The sequence below is a fragment of the Mesorhizobium sp. B2-6-4 genome, from assembly GCF_006441495.1.
In the GTDB taxonomy this organism is placed as follows: domain Bacteria; phylum Pseudomonadota; class Alphaproteobacteria; order Rhizobiales; family Rhizobiaceae; genus Mesorhizobium.
The window spans coordinates 1-18,181 of sequence record NZ_VFUE01000024.1 but is presented as its reverse complement, the minus strand read 5'-3'; the positions used below and the strand labels follow the sequence as shown (position 1 = coordinate 18,181).

At 64.2% G+C, this 18,181-nt stretch carries 15 protein-coding genes; 4 read left to right on the top strand and 11 right to left on the bottom strand.

What is annotated here, in order from left to right:
• Positions 1–68 precede the first annotated feature (68 nt).
• The 3 genes from FJ426_RS26495 to rsmA are packed head-to-tail and all read left to right on the top strand — an operon-like array spanning position 69 to position 2,878.
• Positions 69–1,001 carry a peptidylprolyl isomerase gene (locus FJ426_RS26495; protein WP_181165136.1) on the top strand — a complete coding sequence of 311 codons (933 nt, stop codon included), beginning with the start codon at positions 69–71 and terminating at the stop codon, positions 999–1,001.
• Between the two features lie 13 nt (positions 1,002–1,014).
• Entirely contained in the window at positions 1,015–2,031 is a 1,017-nt protein-coding gene (gene pdxA / locus FJ426_RS26490; protein WP_181172276.1) for a 4-hydroxythreonine-4-phosphate dehydrogenase PdxA, read from the top strand.
• Positions 2,032–2,041: 10 nt separating this feature from the next.
• Positions 2,042–2,878, top strand: a complete 837-nt coding sequence (gene rsmA, locus FJ426_RS26485; RefSeq protein WP_140561839.1) for a 16S rRNA (adenine(1518)-N(6)/adenine(1519)-N(6))-dimethyltransferase RsmA — start codon at positions 2,042–2,044, stop codon at positions 2,876–2,878.
• 57 nt (positions 2,879–2,935) lie between these two features.
• On the opposite strand, the gene FJ426_RS26480 is transcribed toward rsmA, so the two are convergent.
• From FJ426_RS26480 to fabD, 10 genes are all read right to left on the bottom strand, one after another.
• Positions 2,936–5,185, bottom strand: a complete 2,250-nt coding sequence (locus tag FJ426_RS26480; protein WP_140825651.1) for a molybdopterin cofactor-binding domain-containing protein — start codon at positions 5,183–5,185, stop codon at positions 2,936–2,938.
• Complete coding sequence (locus FJ426_RS26475; RefSeq protein WP_140520646.1) at positions 5,185–5,688, bottom strand: (2Fe-2S)-binding protein; 504 nt, start codon at positions 5,686–5,688, stop codon at positions 5,185–5,187. Before FJ426_RS26475 ends, FJ426_RS26480 begins: the two co-directional genes overlap by 1 nt.
• Positions 5,685–7,061: a c-type cytochrome gene (locus tag FJ426_RS26470; RefSeq protein WP_140561836.1), complete on the bottom strand. Its 1,377-nt coding sequence runs from the start codon at positions 7,059–7,061 to the stop codon at positions 5,685–5,687. The genes FJ426_RS26475 and FJ426_RS26470 overlap by 4 nt, the downstream gene beginning before the upstream one ends.
• A 230-nt stretch (positions 7,062–7,291) precedes the next feature.
• Positions 7,292–7,948, bottom strand: coding sequence for a guanylate kinase (gene gmk / locus FJ426_RS26465; RefSeq protein WP_140494448.1), 657 nt, complete (start codon positions 7,946–7,948; stop codon positions 7,292–7,294).
• Positions 7,949–7,951: 3 nt separating this feature from the next.
• Positions 7,952–8,842: a YicC/YloC family endoribonuclease gene (locus FJ426_RS26460; protein WP_140555752.1), complete on the bottom strand. Its 891-nt coding sequence runs from the start codon at positions 8,840–8,842 to the stop codon at positions 7,952–7,954.
• A 170-nt stretch (positions 8,843–9,012) separates the two neighbouring features.
• Positions 9,013–10,221, bottom strand: coding sequence for an endolytic transglycosylase MltG (gene mltG, locus FJ426_RS26455; protein ID WP_140494453.1), 1,209 nt, complete (start codon positions 10,219–10,221; stop codon positions 9,013–9,015).
• A gap of 102 nt (positions 10,222–10,323) precedes the next feature.
• Entirely contained in the window at positions 10,324–11,586 is a 1,263-nt protein-coding gene (fabF, locus tag FJ426_RS26450; RefSeq protein ID WP_140494455.1) for a beta-ketoacyl-ACP synthase II, read from the bottom strand.
• A 34-nt stretch (positions 11,587–11,620) separates the two neighbouring features.
• Positions 11,621–11,857 (bottom strand): acyl carrier protein, encoded by a 237-nt coding sequence (locus FJ426_RS26445; protein WP_006203723.1) that lies wholly within the window; start codon positions 11,855–11,857, stop codon positions 11,621–11,623.
• 269 nt (positions 11,858–12,126) lie between these two features.
• A complete protein-coding gene (fabG, locus tag FJ426_RS26440) occupies positions 12,127–12,864 on the bottom strand; it encodes a 3-oxoacyl-[acyl-carrier-protein] reductase (protein ID WP_140561835.1) in 738 nt (245 codons plus the stop codon).
• A 132-nt stretch (positions 12,865–12,996) separates the two neighbouring features.
• Positions 12,997–13,938: an ACP S-malonyltransferase gene (gene fabD, locus FJ426_RS26435; RefSeq protein ID WP_140561833.1), complete on the bottom strand. Its 942-nt coding sequence runs from the start codon at positions 13,936–13,938 to the stop codon at positions 12,997–12,999.
• 276 nt (positions 13,939–14,214) lie between these two features.
• Between fabD and FJ426_RS26430 the strand changes: the two genes are divergently transcribed.
• Positions 14,215–16,143 (top strand): LTA synthase family protein, encoded by a 1,929-nt coding sequence (locus FJ426_RS26430; RefSeq protein ID WP_224646406.1) that lies wholly within the window; start codon positions 14,215–14,217, stop codon positions 16,141–16,143.
• Between the two features lie 45 nt (positions 16,144–16,188).
• On the opposite strand, the gene FJ426_RS26425 is transcribed toward FJ426_RS26430, so the two are convergent.
• Complete coding sequence (locus FJ426_RS26425) at positions 16,189–17,898, bottom strand: pilus assembly protein (RefSeq protein ID WP_140517845.1); 1,710 nt, start codon at positions 17,896–17,898, stop codon at positions 16,189–16,191.
• Between the last annotated feature and the right edge of the window lie 283 nt (positions 17,899–18,181).

Genomic DNA, 18,181 nt, shown 5'->3' with positions numbered 1-18,181 from the left:
TAGGGCTGGCAGGGACTTCACAAACCCCGAAGAAGGATGAAGTTGGGCGGGACCGGGATAGAATTGGGATGTTTGCGATGAGGAAATACCTCTTTTCAGCAGGGTTGGCGCTGCTTGTGGTGGCGACATCCGTGTCGATGACCGTCATCACGCCGCCGGCTTTCGCCAGCGAGATCAAGTACGTCGTCAACGACATACCGATCACCAGCGGCGACATCGCGCATCGCGCCGCCTTCCTCAAGCTGCAGCGCAAGAAGGGCGACGCCGGCCAGGAAATGATCGATCAGACCTTGCGCATGGCCGAAGCCAGACGGCTTGGGATTCACATCAGCGACGCGCAGGTCGAGGCCGCGTACCAGCGCTTTGCCTCGAGCAACAAGATGCAGCTCAGCCAGCTCGACGGCGTCATGGAAAAGTCCGGCGTCAGCAAGGGCCATTTCAAGGAGTTCATCCGCGCCCAGATGGCCTGGAATCAGGCCTTGAGCGCGCGGTACCGTTCCGGCGAGGGCGGCAGCGTGACCGAGCAGGACGCGGTCAGGCGCATGCTCGACAAGGGCGGCTCCAAGCCGAGCGCCACTGAATACATGCTCCAGCAGGTCATCTTCGTCGTGCCGGCGGCCGAACGCAGCGCGACGCTGGGCAAGCGCAAGCGCGAAGCCGACGCCATGCGTGCCCGCTTCAACGGCTGCAACACGACGCGGCAGTTCGCCAAGGGCCTGATCGACGTCACGGTTCGCGATCTCGGCCGGGTGCTGGCGCCGCAACTGCCGCCGGACTGGGCCGAGCAGATCAAGGCCACCAAGGTTGGCGGCGCCACGCCTACCCGCCAAACGGAGCGCGGTGTCGAGTTCATCGGCATCTGTTCGTCGCGCGAGGTGTCCGACGACAAGGTCGCCCAGATGGTGTTCCAGAGCGAAGGCTCCAACGACAAGGCGGCCGACGATCTCAGCAAGAAATATGTCGACGAGCTGAAGGCAAAAGCCCGCATCGTCAAGCGCTGAGGTGGACAGGGCGATGCGCGCGCTGGCGTTGAGCGTCGGCGATCCATCCGGCATCGGGCCGGAAATCGCGATTGCCGCGTTTCTGGCGCGTACAGCCGCAGCCCTTCCGCCCTTCTATCTCCTCGCCGATCCCGCGCTGATCGCCTCGCGGGCGCGCCGCCTCGGCGTTTCGCTGCCTATCGAGGAAACGACGCCAGCGCAGGCAACCGAGGTCTTTGGCCACGCACTGCCGGTCGTTACGCTGGCTGCCCGCTTCATCGACAGCCCCGGCCAGCCGGACCCGGCCAATGCGGCGGGTATCATCGAAGCGATCGATCGGGCGGTGGCCGCTAGCCTCGCCGGCGACGCCGCGGCCGTCGTCACCTGCCCGATCGCCAAGAAGCCGCTCTACGACGCCGGCTTCCGCTTTCCCGGCCACACCGAATATCTGGCGTATCTGGCGGCGCAGCACAGCGGCGTGGAAGCGATGCCGGTGATGATGCTGGCAGGCCCCGACCTGCGCACCGTTCCCGTCACCATTCACATCGCGCTGGCCGAAGTGCCGAAGGCGCTGACCACCGACCTGATCCTCGCCACGACGCGGGTCACCGCCGCCGACCTCAGGGACCGCTTTGGCATCGCCAACCCACGGCTCGCCATCGCCGGCCTCAACCCGCATGCGGGCGAGGATGGCTCCATGGGCCTGGAGGACCAGCGCATCATCCGACCGGCAATCGAGATCCTGCGAGCCGAAGGCATCGACGCGTTCGGGCCGTTGCCCGCGGATACCTTGTTCCATGCCCGGGCCCGGGCCGGCTACGACGTGGCGCTGTGCATGTATCACGACCAGGCGCTGATACCGGCCAAGGCGCTGGCCTTCGATGAAGCGGTCAATGTCACGCTCGGCCTGCCCTTCATCCGCACCTCGCCCGACCACGGCACCGCCTTCGATATCGCCGGCAAGGGCATCGCCCGGCCCGACAGCCTGATGGCGGCGCTGCGGCTTGCACGGCAGCTGGCCGACACCGACGCCAAATTTGTCACGCAATGAGGCTCAACTCATGAGCATGGATGGGCTGCCGCCGCTGCGCGAGGTCATCGAGCGCCACGGCTTGCAGGCAAAGAAGGCACTGGGCCAGAATTTTCTGTTCGACCTCAACCTGACCGGCAAGATAGCGCGCGCCGCCGGCAGCCTGGCGGAGACGACGGTGATCGAGGTCGGCCCTGGCCCTGGCGGGTTGACAAGGGCCCTGCTTTTCAACGGCGCGCGCAAGGTCGTCGCCATCGAGCGCGACGAACGCTGCCTGGCGGCCCTTGCCGAGATATCGGCCCATTACCCCGGCCGGCTGGAGGTCGTTTCCGGCGACGCTCTGAAGATCGACTTCCCGACGCTTGCCGCGACCGCCGGTGACGGCGGTCCGGTCAGGATCGTGGCCAACCTGCCCTACAATATCGGCACGGAACTGCTGGTCCGCTGGCTGACCGTCGCGGAGTGGCCTCCCTTCTATGCCTCGATGACCCTGATGTTCCAGCGCGAGGTGGCCCAGCGGATCGTCGCCGCGCCTGGCAGCGAGGTCTATGGCAGGCTCGGCGTGCTGGCGGGGTGGCGCACGCAGGCCAGGATAGCGTTCGACGTGCCGCCCCAGGCGTTCACACCGCCGCCCAAGGTGACCTCCTCCGTGGTGCATCTCGAGCCGCGCGCGACACCGCTATGCGCCGACGTGAAAAAACTCGGCCGCGTCACGGAAGCCGCCTTCGGCCAGCGCCGAAAGATGCTGCGGCAGAGCGTTAAGAGCCTCGGCGGCGAGGCCCTGCTCGAACGCGCCGGGATCGACCCGACCCGGCGCGCCGAGACGCTCGATGTCGAGGAGTTCGTGCGGCTGACCAACGCGGTGTAACACCGCCGGCCATGGAAGCGCCGCGCAATTTGATCCGTGTCGAGCGCACAATTCGAACTACACGCCCAACACCGCTTTAACGCGCTCGCGCGTGTAGGGCAGGTCATAAATGCGTTTTCCCGCCGCATGGCGGAAGGCGTTGGCGATCGCGCCGGCGGTCGGGCCTTGCGCTGCTTCCGCGACGCCGAGATAGGGCGTGCCGGGATTGTCGACGACATGCACTTCCACGCTGTCGGGAACGGCGCTGAAGCGCAGGATCGGATAGGCCGACCAATCCGCGCTCAGGATGCGGGTGTCGTCGAAATGGACGGCCTCGTAGAGCGTCCAGCTCATTGACTGCAGGATACCGCCTTCGGTCTGGTTGACGATCGAATCCGGCGCCACCGCTTCGCCGCAGTCAACCGCCGAGACCACATGCGAGATGGCGATGGCACCGCTGTCGCGATCGACCTCCGCTTCAAGCGCGACTGCGAGATAGGCGGCGTGGTTCTTGTACTTGGCGAAGGCGAACCCCCGGCCGCGGCCCTCCGGCATAGGATCATTGCTCCAGCCGAATTCTTGCGCCGCAACCTCGATCACCTTCCTGGCGCGCGGGTCCTTCATGTGCCTCAACCGGTATTCCACCGGGTCGGCGCCGGCCGTGAGCGCCAGCTCGTCCATGAAGCTTTCGATCGAGAAGACGTTGCAGTAGGCGCCGAGACCGCGCAGCGACGAGACGCGCACTGGCATGTCCGCGACGAAATGCCAGTTCACCCGCTGGTTCGGCACGTCGTATAGCGGGATGGCATTGCGGTCGCCATTGCCGAGCGGCGAGATCTGCAGCTTGGCCGGATCGGGCGGGAAATGCTTCGCCACCAGCCGGCCGGCGATCAGCGAACCTGCCGTTCCCGGCCGCGTGCCGTGACTGTTGCTCCACAGATCATAGTGCCAGTTGACGATCTTGCCGCTGGCGTCGAGCGTTGCGCTGGCGCGCGTCAGCATGCCAGGGCCATAAGGCTCCCACAAATGCTCCTGATCGCGCATCCACTGCACGCGCACCGGCGTGCCGGGCAGCGCCTGCGCGATCAGCGCGGCGTCGGCCGCCGCGTCGTCGGCGCCATTGTGGCCGTAGCAGCCTGATCCCTCGGTGTGGATGCAGCGCCCCTTTTCCGGTCCGACGCCGAGCATCTCGGCGATCGCCTTGCGGTCTGGATAAACGCCTTGAGTGTGCGTCCACACCGTGATGAGACCCTTGTCCGACAGGGCAACGGCAGCCGAGGGGCCGATCGACCCGTGCATCTGGTAGGCTCGGGTGAACTGCGCCTGCAGCGTCTTTGCGCCGGCTGCCGTGTCCGCGCCGACCGAGGTCACGGTGCCGACCTCGGCGACCGAGCGTTCGAGGAAGGCGGGGATATTGTCCTGGTCCGGCAAGGCCGGCTGCTCCTGCCACTTCGCCTTGGCGGCCATGGCGCGCATGGCCTGGACCGCCTGGAATTCCTGCCTGGCCACCAGGGCCAGGAAGTCGCCGTCGCGGATCACCGCCAGCACGCCCGGCATCGTCTTGATGGCGGCCTCGTCGACGCTGACGAGCTTGGCCGAATAGCTTGGTGGGCGAACGACGCGGGCATGCACCATGCCGGGAAGCCGCATGTCCTGCACATAGGCCTCGCCGCCCGTCACCTTTGCCGGAATATCGACGCGGTTAAACGGCTTGCCGATCGCGTGATAACTGTCCGGCGATTTCAGCGCCGTGTCGGCCGATGCGTCCACATGCAGCAAATCCGCCACCACGAGTTCGCCATAGCCCACGGACTTCCCGTCCGACCCGGTGATCCTGCCGCTTGCCGCCTTGAGCTGGTCGGCCGGAACGCCGAGCTTTTCGCTGGCCTTGGCGATAAGGATCTGGCGCACCTGTGCCGAGGCGTAGCGTATGGCGGTGCCGCTGTTCTGGATCGTCTGGCTGCCGGCGGTATAGCCCTCGTTCGGCGTCAGCGCGGTGTCGGCGGTGATGAGCTTGATGGAAGCCGGCTCGACCTCCAGTTCTTCGGCGGCGATCTGGCGCAGCGACGTCCTGGTGCCTTGACCGAGTTCGGCCTTGCCAGTGAAGACGGTGATCGAACCGTCGGCATCCAACCTGATCCAGGCGTCGAGCGAGGGCGTATCGGCAAGGCTGCCCGGCAGTTTCTTGGCCGGCGCCGGCGTCGCGGGCGTCTGCGCCGTGGGCGCGGGCTCCTGAGCCTGCACGGGAATGGTGAAGGACACGACCAGCGCGCCGGTCCCGGCGAGAAAGCCGCGTCGTGTCAGCTCGGGAAAGGTTGGCGCGTTCATCATGCCCTCCCCGCGGCCGCGGCCGGCGCCAAGCCGGCCGATTTCGATTTCATCAGGTCGCGCGCGCGGCTCACTGCCCGCAGGATGCGCATATGCGTGCCACAGCGGCAGAGGTTAGGTTCCAGCGCCTGCCTGATATCGGCGTCACCGGCATCGGGTTTGGCCTCGAGCAGCGCCTGCGCCCGCATCATCATGCCGGCGATGCAATAGCCGCATTGCGCCGCCTGCTCCTCGATGAACGCTTTCTGCATCGGACCCGGGTTCTCGATCGTGCCCAAGCCCTCGACGGTCTTGACCTCGCGGCCCTCCACCAGCATCGCCGGCGTCAGGCAGGAGAAGACGGGCTTGCCGTCCACCATCACCGTGCAGGCGCCGCATTGGCCAAGGCCGCAGCCGAACTTGGCGCCGTTCAGCTTCAAATCGTTGCGCAGCACGTAAAGCAGCGGCGTCGCGGGATCGACGTCGACGTGGTGGGAGATGCCGTTGACGTTGAGATTGATCATCTGTCCTTCGCTCCTACATTGTCCGGGCCGCGCTCGATGCCGTCCGAGGGCCGGACGCTGACTTGGTATTTTCCGCTCCTGGTGTCGGCGATCCTGGCGGCCGCATCCTGCCAGGCCGGCTTGCCGGCAAAGGCATCGCGCAGATAGGCCAGCAGGTTATTCACCTGGTCGTCCTTCAGCGTCGCCGCGAATCCCGGCATGATGGCGCTCGGGCGCCCACTCGCCGCCGGCAGGCCAAACAGCACGGTGTTGATGACGTTCTGCGGATCTGGCGCGTTGACCGCGCTCGACAGATGGAAATTGATACCGCCGAAAGGCGGCGGACGGCTGCCGTCGTGGCAGGTGGCGCATGCCGCCTGGTAGATGACGGCTCCACGCGCCGCCGGCGTATCTGCGGATGTCGGCGCCACGCCGGCGGTCGACGCCGGGTCGGCCGCGGCGCGGCCGCGGATGGCCTGCGCGGCGGCCGTCCGTTCGGCGGATGGTTCGCCCATGAGCGACATGACGTAAGTGGCCATGGCGTCGATGTCGGCATCGGGAAGCCGGCCGAGATTGCCCGTCACTTCGCCCATCGGGCCATTGGCGACGCCGTGGTCGGCATGCCAGCCTTGCCTGAGATAGGCAAACAGGCTGTCATGCGTCCACGGTATCGGCGCCGGTGAAGTGCCCTCGAGCGCAAAGGCCGTCCAGCCTTCGGCCTCGCCGCCGGCCATGTGCGACCCCTTCTCTTCCGCGCCGAACCGATTGCGCGGCGTGTGGCAGGCGCCGCAATGACCGAGCCCATCGACCAGATAGGCGCCGCGGTTCCACTGCGCGCTTTGTGAAGCATCGTTTTGATAGGCGCCCCTGTCGAAGAACAGCAGCTTCCAGCCGGCCAGCACCAGGCGCATATCGAGCGGGAAAGGCAACTCGTTCGGAGGCGGCGGGTTGTTCACCGGCTGGCGCGTCATCAGATAGGCGTAGAGCGCGCGGTTGTCCTCATCGGAGACACGCGTGAAATGATCGAATGGGAAGGCCGGGTAGAGATGCCTGCCCTCGCGGTCGACGCCTTCGCGCATGGCGCGGTTGAAGGCTGCCTGCGACCAGCGGCCTATGCCGGTCTGCGGATCTGGCGTGATGTTGGTCGAATAGATGGTGCCGAACGGCGTCGGCACGGCGAGCCCGCCGGCATAGGACTTTTCACCGGGCCTGGTGTGGCAGGAGGTGCAATTGCCGACCGAGGCCAGCACAGCGCCTTTCTCGATCAACGCCGGGTCGAACGACGATCGTTGCGGCGGCTCGACAGGATCGATTGCCGGCTTCCAGGCATAGGCGAAAAATCCGGCGCCGCAGACAATGACGATGGCAAGAACGCCCAGCCAGAAGCGTTTCAAGATCTGCTCTCCCTCATGGCGGTACGCTGAAACGCTGCCGCCCCGGCCGTTACCGGCGCCGCGCACGCGTTCGTGCGGGAGAAACTAGGGGCGTTGCCCTCTTCGTCAATTGTCTGATTTATGGCGCCGAAAAGCGCATCTTGCAGGACAGGCGCCTGCCCGGGCACATCGTTTGGTGCTGCCGGCCTTCGGCTTGTCCGCCGGCCCATCTTCGTGGGCAAAGCAAAGTGCTAGCTCGTCTTCTCGTCCAAAAGTCCCGAGACGAAATCGAACAAGCCGGGCCGACGATCGCGCCGCAGCCGCTCGGCGACAACGATGCCGCGCACTTCGGCGAAGGCGCGATCGAGATCATCGTTGACGATGACGAAATCATACTCCTTCCAGTGCTCGATCTCGTTGCGCGCGTTCTTCAGCCGCGTCTCGATCACCGCTTCCTGATCCTCGGCGCGGCGCTTCAGCCTTGCCTTCAACTCCTTCATCGACGGCGGCAGGATGAAGATCGAGACGATGTCGGCGCGCATCTTCTCCTTGAGCTGCTGGGCGCCTTGCCAATCGATGTCGAACAGCATGTCGCGCCCTTGAGCGAGCGCAAGTTCCGCCGGTTCGCGCGGTGTCGCGTAGCAATTGCCATGCACCTCCGCCCATTCGAGCAGGGCGTCCGAATCGCGCAGCCGCTCGAACTCGCGCATGGTGCGGAAATGATAGTGAACGCCTTCGATCTCCGAGCCGCGGCGCGGCCTGGTGGTGACGGAGACCGACAGTTCGAGGCTGGAATCGCTCTCCAGAAGGTTGCGCGCAATTGTCGACTTGCCGGCGCCCGACGGCGACGACAGCACGAGCATCAGGCCCCGGCGGCGAATGCGGGACCCTAAATCCCTGGCGACCATCGGCTACTCCAGATTCTGGACCTGTTCACGGAACTGATCGACCACGGCCTTCAGTTCCAGTCCAATGGCGGTGACCGCGGCAGCGTTCGACTTCGAGCACAGCGTATTCGATTCGCGGTTAAATTCCTGTGCTAGAAAATCGAGCTTGCGTCCGATGGCGCCGCCGCCGGAAAGCAATGCACGACCGGACGTCACATGCGTCTTCAAGCGGTCGATCTCCTCGCGAATATCGGCCTTGGTGGCGAGGAAGGCGGCTTCCTGGTGCAAGCGGCCGACATCGAGGTTGGCCGAAGCATCCATCAAGAGCCGCACCTGTTCGGCGAGGCGCTCGCGGATGGCCGCCGGTTCGCGCGACGGATCCGCTTCAGCGCCCAGCGTCAGCGCCTCGATGGCGTCGATGTGGCCCAGCAGAAGCGTGCGAAGTGCCGCGCCCTCACCCTCGCGGGACCGCTCCAGCCCCTCCAGCGCCACATCGAGGGCCGCCATGACGGCGTTGTCGAGCGCCGTGCGCACATCCTCGGTTTCGGTGGTCTCGGGAATATCGAGCACGCCGCGCAGCGACAACAATCCGTCGGCGGTCGCAGGAGCAACACCAAATTGTTCCTCGATCCGCTTGGCGAGCCCGGCCAGGTCCTTGAGGAAGGCCTCGTTGACAACGGGCTGGGACTGCATTCCGGCGGCGCGCGTGATGGTCAGCGTCGCCTGAAAATTGCCGCGCGCGAAACGTTTCTGAAGCGTCTGCCTGATGGCCGGCTCCAGCCGCTCGAAGCCCTGCGGCAGCCGCAGCCGCACCTCGACGCTCTTGCCGTTGACGGATTTGACCTCCCAGGCAATCGAGGTGCCGTCATGCTCGGCGACAGCACGCGCAAACCCGGTCATGCTCTGCAAATTCATGGTGCCTGCATACCCCCTGGCGCGTATTACGGATACTGCTTGATCCGGCCTCGCGCACCTTCAGAAAGCCGAAATGCCCGCCTGCCAATCGGCTTACGAGGCGCCCCGATAAATCCAAACGCTCCTGTCTTCAACCGATAGCGTGGACGAGCTGGAAAAACCGTGCGCCGCTACTGGGCCGCCCCCGCGTCGCCGTCAATGGGCGCGTCGGTCTGCCCCTCCACCTTGGCATCAGCCTTGGCCGCGTCGTCGACTTGCTTCTTCTGCTGGGCTCGATAGCGCGCAACGTTCTCATTGTGCTCGTTAAGCGTGGCGGCGAAGACGTGTCCGCCAGTGCCGTCGGCAACGAAATAGAGGTCGTCGGTCTTTGATGGATTGGCTACCGCCTCCAGCGCCGCGCGGCCGGGATTGGCGATAGGCGTCGGCGGCAGGCCGTTGATCACATAGGTGTTGTAGGGCGTCGGCTTCTGGATGTCCGACTGATAGATCGGCCGGTCGGCGGGTTTGCCCTTGCCGCCGAACAGACCGTAGATGATGGTCGGATCGGATTGCAGGCGCATGCCCTTGGCCAGCCGGTTCAGGAAGACCGCGGCGACGCGCGAGCGCTCATCGCCCTTGCCTGTTTCCTTCTCGACTATCGAGGCCAGCGTGACGAACTCGTCAATGCTGGCGAGCGGCAGGTCGGCGGCGCGCCGCTGCCAGACCTCCTCGACCAGCTTCTTCTGGTCGGCCAGCAGCTTGTCGATCATCTGCTGGCGCGTGGCGCCGCGCGTGAAGCGCAGCGTATCGGTGGCGAGACTGCCCTCTGGAGGCACGGTGGCCGGCATGTCGCCGCTCAAGGCGGGCTCGCCTGCGATGCGCGCCAGCGCCTGCTCGACTGTCAGCCCTTCGGGAATGGTCAGCGAGTACATGACCGACTTGCCGCTCTTCAGCAATTCCATGATGTCGCGCATGGACGCCCGGGGCTTGATCTCGTATTCGCCGGCCTTCAGCGCCGAATCATTACCGAAGGCCCTAACGCCAAGACGGAATATGCGGGCGTCGCTGATCAGGCCGCGCCGCTCGAGCTGGTCGGCGATATCCTGGACGCCGGTGTTCGGCTTGACCAGGAAGGTGTCGCCATTGGCCGATGGGCCGGGCTCGGTGAATTCCTGCTTGCCGAAGTAAAGCGCGATACCCGCCGCCAGAACCATCAGCATCACCAAGGAGATGACGAAGTTCATGAACACGACGACCTGACTGCGCGAAGCACGCGAGCGCTTCGGCGGCGGCGTGCCGGCCTCCGGCCGCAAGGCTTCGGCGGCTGTCTTCGGTACGATCGGCCCCGATGTCGCCTGCCCTTGCCCGAACTCTCCGTTGCCGGCCGGATTTGTGTTCATTTCGCCCTACCGTTTGATCTCTCAACGAATCCCCTGCGGCAGAGTAGGGGCGAATATGGCAAAATTGACGACACGCCGAAGCGCCGTCCGGCAGGCGGACGGTCAGCCATTGTAGCGCTGGAAGACCAGTGAAGCGTTGGTGCCGCCGAAGCCGAAGGAATTGGACAACGCCACGTCGATCTGGCGGGCACGCGGCTTGTTCGGCACCAGGTCGATCGCGGTCTCACGCTCCGGATTGTCAAGGTTGATGGTCGCCGGCGCGATGTTGTCGCGGATGGCGAGGATCGAAAAGATCGCTTCGGCAGCCCCTGCCGCGCCGAGGAGATGGCCGATCGACGACTTGGTCGACGACATCGAAATCTTCGATGCGGCATTGCCGACCAGCCGCTCGACAGCGCCGAGCTCGATCGTGTCGGCCATGGTCGAAGTGCCGTGCGCGTTGATGTAATCGACATCGGCGGGCGTCAGCTTTGCCCGGTTCAACGCCGCCGTCATGCAACGGAATGCGCCGTCGCCATCTTCAGCCGGTGCGGTGATGTGATAGGCGTCGCCGGTCAGGCCGTAGCCGGTCACTTCCGCATAGATCTTCGCGCCGCGCGCCTTGGCATGCTCGAGTTCCTCAAGCACGACGACGCCGGCGCCCTCGCCCATGACGAAGCCGTCGCGATCGCGGTCATAGGGCCGCGAAGCCGTTTGCGGCGCGTCGTTGCGCTCGGTCGAGAGCGCACGGCAGGCAGCGAAGCCAGCGATCGACAGTCGCGTCACCGGCGCTTCGGCGCCGCCGGCGACCATGACGTCGGCATCGCCCCAGATGATCAGCCGGGCTGCGTCGCCGATCGCATGCGCGCCGGTCGAGCAAGCGGTGACGACGGCATGGTTGGGGCCTTTCAGCCCATGCCGGATCGAAACCTGGCCGGAGACGAGATTGATGATCTGGCCGGGGATGAAGAAGGGGCTGATGCGGCGCGGGCCGCGCTCCTTCAGGATCATCGCGTTCTCGGCGATGCCTTCGATGCCGCCAATGCCCGAACCGATCAGAACGCCGGTGGCGCACTGCTCGGCATGGGTCTTCGGCTGCCAGCCGGAATCCTTCAGCGCCTCGTCGGCGGCTGCGATCCCGTACAGGATGAAGTCGCCGATCTTGCGCAGTTCCTTCGGCTCGAGCACCGCCTCGGGATTGAAGGTGGCGTTGCTGCCGTCACCACGCGGAACGACATGGGCGATCTTGCAGGCAAGATCCTCCACCTCGAACTCGGTGATGCGCTTGGCGGCGCTGCGGCCGGTCAGAAGTTCCTTCCAGCTGTGCTCGAAGCCCATGCCGAACGGCGACAGCAACCCAAGGCCCGTGACGACGACACGCCTCATCGCAGGTCCTCCCCGGTGATGACTGCGGAAAGCGTCAGGCCGAAGCCTTGTCGATGTACTTCACGGCATCGCCCACCGTCAGGATGGTTTCAGCCGCGTCATCGGGGATCTCGACGCCGAATTCTTCTTCGAACGCCATGACGAGTTCGACCGTGTCGAGACTGTCGGCGCCCAGATCGTCGATGAAGCTCGCCTGCTCCGTCACCTTGTCGGCATCGACGCCCAGGTGCTCGATGACAATCTTCTTGACGCGCTCTGCGGTGTCACTCATTTGGGGCATCCTCGTCTTTTGGTTGTCTGTCTTCGTTAGCGGGCGGAATGCCGCTAATCAAGCTGAAAGATGGTCCCGCCGGAAACGCAATGGCCGCAGACCGGTTTTTGCCCGAACCGCCGGGTTGCGGGCCGCATTACACGAAAAATCGTGGGCGTCCAAGCCGAAATGGTCGCTTTTCACAGCCCGCCCAGGCGTTGCCTGTCGCCGTCTCAAAGCCACCGCGAATGCCCGGGCCCGGCCCGAAATGCATGCTTTGGCCGACCCGATCAGATCATCGCCATGCCGCCGTTCACATGGATGGTTTGGCCGGTGACGTAGCCGGCCTCGTTGGAGGCAAGATAAGCGACGGCGGACGCCACTTCGGCGCTGGTGCCCATGCGGCGCGTCGGGATAGCGGCCATGATCGCCTCCTTCTGCTTGTCGTTGAGCTTGTCGGTCATCGCCGATTCGATGAAGCCCGGGGCGACACAGTTGACGGTTATGCTGCGGGTGGCGATCTCCTGCGCCAGCGATTTGGAAAAGCCGATCATGCCGGCCTTGGAGGCGCAGTAGTTGGTCTGGCCGGGATTGCCGGTGACGCCGACCACCGAGGTAATGTTGATGATGCGGCCGTGGCGACGGCGCATCATCGGATGGGTCAGCTCACGCGTCAGCCTGAACACGGCCGTCAGATTGACTTCGAGCACGCTGTCCCAGTCGGCGTCCGACATCCGCACGAACAGCCCATCCTTGGTGATGCCGGCATTGTTGACCAGGATGTCGACGCCCTCGAGATCGGCCTCCGCTTTCTGGCCGAGCGCCTTGACCTCGTCGCGGTTCGATAGGTCGGCCGGAAACAGCTTCACCCGGTCGCCGAGTTCGGCGGCCAACGCCTCCAGTTTCTCGACGCGCGTGCCGTGCAGGCCGACGATGGCGCCTTGCGCATGCAGCACCCTGGCGATCGCCTCGCCGATGCCTCCTGACGCGCCGGTGACAAGTGCCTTGCGGCCGGTCAGTTCGAACATGTGTTTTCCTCTTTGGTTTCGGAAGCTCAGCGAGCAACCTTATCTGTATACGTCGCGCCGGTATCCGATTGCCATCACCAACGGAATATCTTCAGCGATACAAGCCGCGCCATCAAATTCACACGCGGCGCCTCACCCGAGCGCCGCCAATGCGGTCTCGATCTCCGCCGCGGTTCCGACCGATGTCGTGGCGATGTCGCGGTTTATGCGCCGGGCCAGCCCTGAAAGCACTTTTCCCGCGCCGACCTCATAGAGCGTGGTGACGCCGTTCGCGCCGAACCACTCCACCGTCTCGCGCCAGCGCACGCGGCCGATCACCTGTTCGAACAGACGGCGCGCAATGATTTCGGGATCGCTGGTCGGAGTGACCGTGACATTGGAGACGAGCGGCACGACAGGCGCGTTCTTTGTTACCCCGGCCAGCGCTTCCCGCATGATCTCGGCGGCAGGCGCCATCAGCGCCGAATGGAAGGGCGCGGAGACCTGCAGCATCAGCGCCCGCTTGGCGCCTTTTTCCGTGCACAGTTTGGCGGCCAGTTCGACCGCTGCCTTGGCGCCGGAAATCACCAGCTGGCCACCGCCATTGTCGTTGGCGATCTGGCAGACCGATCCTTTGGCAGCCTCGGCGCAGGCGGCTTCGACATCGGCCTGCTCCAGTCCGATGATCGCCGCCATGGCGCCTTCGCCGGCGGGCACCGCCGCTTGCATGGCATTGCCGCGGATGCGCAGCAGCCTGGCGGCATCGGCAACCGAGACGAAGCCGGCGGCGGCAAGCGCCGAATATTCGCCCAGCGAATGGCCAGCGACGTAGGTAATCTTGTCCTTCAGCGAGAAGCCGCGCGCTTCCAAGGCCCTGATCGCGGCCAGCGATACGGCCATCAGCGCCGGCTGCGCGTTGGCGGTGAGCGTCAGCGTCTCTTCCGGCCCTTCCCAGATCAGCTTCGACAGGTTTTCGCCGAGCGCGTCGTCGACTTCGCTAAAAACCCTACGCGCCTCGGGGAAGGCATCGGCGAGGTCCTTGCCCATGCCGACAGCCTGGCTGCCTTGTCCCGGAAAGGTGAATGCAACGGCCATGTGTGGGCTCCCAAAGCTCGGTTCTGCTTGCCTGATACACGAATTTTCCTGCCTGTGACGCAACGCGGCCTGCCAAGTCAAGCCCGGTTCGACCCGGCCCCTTGGCAGCTTTGCCGGCCGAGTGCCTGTTCCAAAAGGCTTTTTGGCGATCACTCCTGATGAAAACCGCTCACGAATCGTTTGCTGGCTCTTCTTATTTCCGCCACAGGCGCTAGCTTTGCGTGACAATTCCATGACAATCGAGTGACGGGTCTGTCGCTGGGTGGGGAAGTTAAAGTGGCTAGGATTTCGAAAGGCGCAGGCAAAGCCGCGCCACAGTTTCTGGAAGACGATCCTTCCACCGGCTACCTGCCGGGACGGAAGTGGCCGACCATACGCTATGGGCTGACCAGCCTGCTGATCGCGGCCGTCCTGGTGTTCGCCATCGAATTGATCGTGCGCGGCGACTTCGCCGGCACGGTTTCCTTCTTCCTGCAGCCGCTCAAGCCGGGCTGGACCACGATCGTGGTGTTCGCACTGGTTCTGGTCGGCCTCGATGCCGTTTTCGGCCGCAGCTATCAAAGCCTGATGATCGTCGCGCCGCTGACGCTCTCGCTGGCTTTCATCGGTCACCAGAAATCGCATTATCTCGGCGATCCCCTCTACCCGACCGATTTCCTCTACTCCCGCCAGATCGTGGCGCTGCTGCCGCTTCTGGTGCGTGACCGTCCGATGACTGCCCTTGCCATGATTGTCGGCATCGTCGCCGGCCTGTCGCTGCTCATCTATGGCTGGCGGGTCTGGCGTCGAAAAGTGCCCATACTCAGCCGCAAGGGCCGTCTCGCCCGGCTGACGCTGGCCGTGCCGCTGCTCGCCTTCTTCGTCTCGATCATGGACTATGCCACCTTCTCCTGGACCCGGGACCGGCTGCAGATCATCCCGATTATGTGGGACCAGAAGGAAAATTACGCCTCCAACGGCTTTGCGCTCGCCTTCGCGCTGAACGTGCCGATGGCGCATGTCTCGGCGCCGCCAGGCTATTCGGAAAAGGCGATCGCGGCCATCGACAGGCCGCAGGTGACCGCCTCGGTGCCCCAGGAAAAGCCCGACATCATCGTCGTCATGAGCGAATCCTTCTGGGATCCGACCAAGCTGCCCGGGGTCACCATCACGCCCGATCCGATCCCCAACGTGCGGGCGCTGCGTTCGGGCTCCATGTTCTCACCCGAATTCGGCGGCATGACCGCCAATATCGAGTTCGAGGCACTGACCGGCTTCTCCAACGCCTTCCTGCCGGCCGGCAGCATCCCCTACCAGCAATATGTGCGCACGCCGACGCCGTCGCTGGCGACCTTCCTGAAGAGGGAGGGCTACAGGGCGCGCGCCATCCATCCGGGCACCAACTGGTTCTGGAACCGCGGCGCGGTCTATGCCGATTTCGGCTTCGACGACTTCAGATCGGAAGAGACGTTGCCGCCGATGCAAAAGCGCGGGCCGCTGGCATCCGACGCGGCGATGACGGACGAGATCATCAGCGAGGCCGATGCCAGCGATGCCCCGGTGTTCTTCTTTGCCGTCAGCCTGCAGAACCACGGCCCTTACGAGCCGAACCGCTACTACAACCCGACCCACACCGTGCAGGCGCCGATCAGCCAATGGGCGCGTGAATCGCTGCTGAGTTACACCGAGGGCTCGGCCGACGCGGACCGCGGTCTCGAACGCCTGATCGAATGGGCAAAGAAACGCTCTCGCCCCACCGTCATCGCCTTCTTCGGCGACCATCTGCCGCCGCTTGGGCCGGTCTATGTAGAGACCGGGTTCATGAAGGACAATGTCGCGCCGCGCAAGGAGGCTTCCGCCGAGGCGGCGCTGGAGCATCATCAGACGCCACTGGTCATCTGGTCGAACCGCACAGGCCCTGCCAAGGACATGGGCGCCGTCAGCCCCGCCTTCCTGCCCTATCACATCCTGAAAACGGCCGGCATCACCCACCCCTACTATACCGGCTTCCTGGGCGAGATGCGCGAACGCTACCGCGTGGTCGACCGCAATCTGCTGCTGACGCCGGCGGGAGAAGCCACGCCCGATTGGGCGCGGCAAAAGCAGATCGACCCGGCGATCCGCGACTTCCGGCTGCTGCAATACGACATGATGTTCGGCAAACGCCACGCGGCGCCCGACTTCTTCCCCGAAACGGTGGACAAGGTCGTCGCCCATATGAGCTGAAATTCGCGGCATCCTTCCAGGATGCCGCCCAGCGGGGTCGAGCGTTCAATTCGTCAGTTGCAATTTCGAGAATTTGTTGGCGATCTGCTGGAACACGTTCGGCAATTTGTTTGGATCGTTGACGGCGTAGTAGTCGCTGGGATCCGAGGCGCAGGCGCTGTAAAGCGTGCGGTTGGCGGCGGTATCGGATTGCAGCACCATCGTGTAGATTTCGGCGCCCTGCTTCTTCAACTGCGTGCAGACGCTTTTGGTCCATCCGTCGACATTGCGCGCGGCGGTGGTCTGATTGTCCGATCCAAGCCGACCGGCAGCGCCATAGGTTGAGCCCGCGAGAAAACCATAGGACGTATAGTCTGACTTGGTCGTCTCGTTGCTGGCGCCGTAGACGACATTCTCGCCGTCGGTGAGCAACATGACGATCTTGCTCACCCCAGGCGTCTTCCAAGGCGTACCCTCGGCGTATGGCGCACCCGGCGACAACACCCGCTGGCCCCAGGCCAGGCCCTCGGAAACATTGGTGCCGGACCCCGCCCATGCAAGCATCTTGGCGGCCTCGTTGCGAAGTTTTGTAAAGTCTTCGGTCAAGGGGACGATTGGCGAGGGACAGGACCGGTTTGGCCCCACCGTCAATTGCAAGGCGTTTGGATCGTTTGTGACCGCGGTGGCAATGGCGGTGTTCTGCGGCGCCACATATTTGGCGACTGTTTCAAGATCACCCCGCAAAAGCCCGGCAGCACTTCCAAGCAAGCCGCTCAGGTCTATTCCGAGAATATTCAGTCCGCCATTCCGAGCAAGTTTGGCCTCATCAGGGGCGTCGTCGATAAAGGAATTGTTGTAGTGATAGGCATCGTTTGAATAGCCGCTGGAAGGTCTCGTCCCCTTTCCCGGACTGTCCGGCGCGAAATAAGGCACGAACAGAGTGTCAGGGTAACGTGGATCAGGCGGCGTATCGGCGATATTAAGGACACCAGGCCGCGCCTCGACGCAGCCTTTCCAACCCGTATCCTCCCCCTTGCCGTCCTTCCACCCCGTCAATTTGGCGGCAGAGGCCGGATCTTTCATCAACTGCCTGAACAGCGCCATATGATTGGGACGCTTGTCGTTGATGACGGGGAAATTGATTCCATTGGTGGATGACTTGCCGTCCATGTCGATCCAGGACGGGTCGAACCCGTCGCCGTTGACATTGACAGCCGTGACGAAGGGTACCAGCGCCACGCGGACCTTGCGCGTCGGTGATTGCGCCGCTTCCAGATATTTGAGCAGATTGTCCGTCGCTGTCTTGAGGGCAGCAATTTTGGCGCCGGCCATCGAGCCGGTGTTGTCCAGAACCAGCACGACTTCGAGCTGGTTGTTCGATTCGACCGCCGAGGCATCGACCACGATGTGCCTGCTCTCACCGAGCAGGAAGGCGAAGTTCAAATCGACGTCAGCCGAGGCGACGGCCTTCGTCTTGACGAAGTTGACGCCCCTGTCGACCGTCAACGTGGCCCGCGCATTTGTGAGTTCGCCATGTCCGGCTACGTTGGCCTGGAAATAGCGGTTGAAGGCGTCGGTGCGGGTGATGTCCAGATCGCCGAGATGCGAGGAGGCGAGATTTGCCGCGTCGAGCGCATTCTGCAGGTTGCTCTTGGCCCGCATGATGGTGGAGACATCGGCTGCGAAGGCCACCGCCGACAGGATGGCCGGCAAGCCGATCCCGAGCAAAAGCGCGAAGTTGCCGCTTTTCGAGCGCCAGAATTTCTTGAGAAGCATCCTTACCCCCGGAAATGCCTAGCCCGTTGCTGACAGCGGGATGCCGCTTTTTGCGCCAGACATGATGAATCGGCGGTTGATGCCGGGGCCGCAACCCCATACAACCTGTCATGGTGGTTAAGGCCTGGTTTCCGGGAACCACGGAGTCCTATCGCCGCACATGCCGGTTTTTCTGGCCCTGCGACATCCGGGATTGCCGCCTGCTATGTCGGTAGCTAATCAAGTTGTCCGGTTTGGTAGCACATGATCTGTCCGCTTCTGTTTTGGCGTCGAAGCGGTTCAC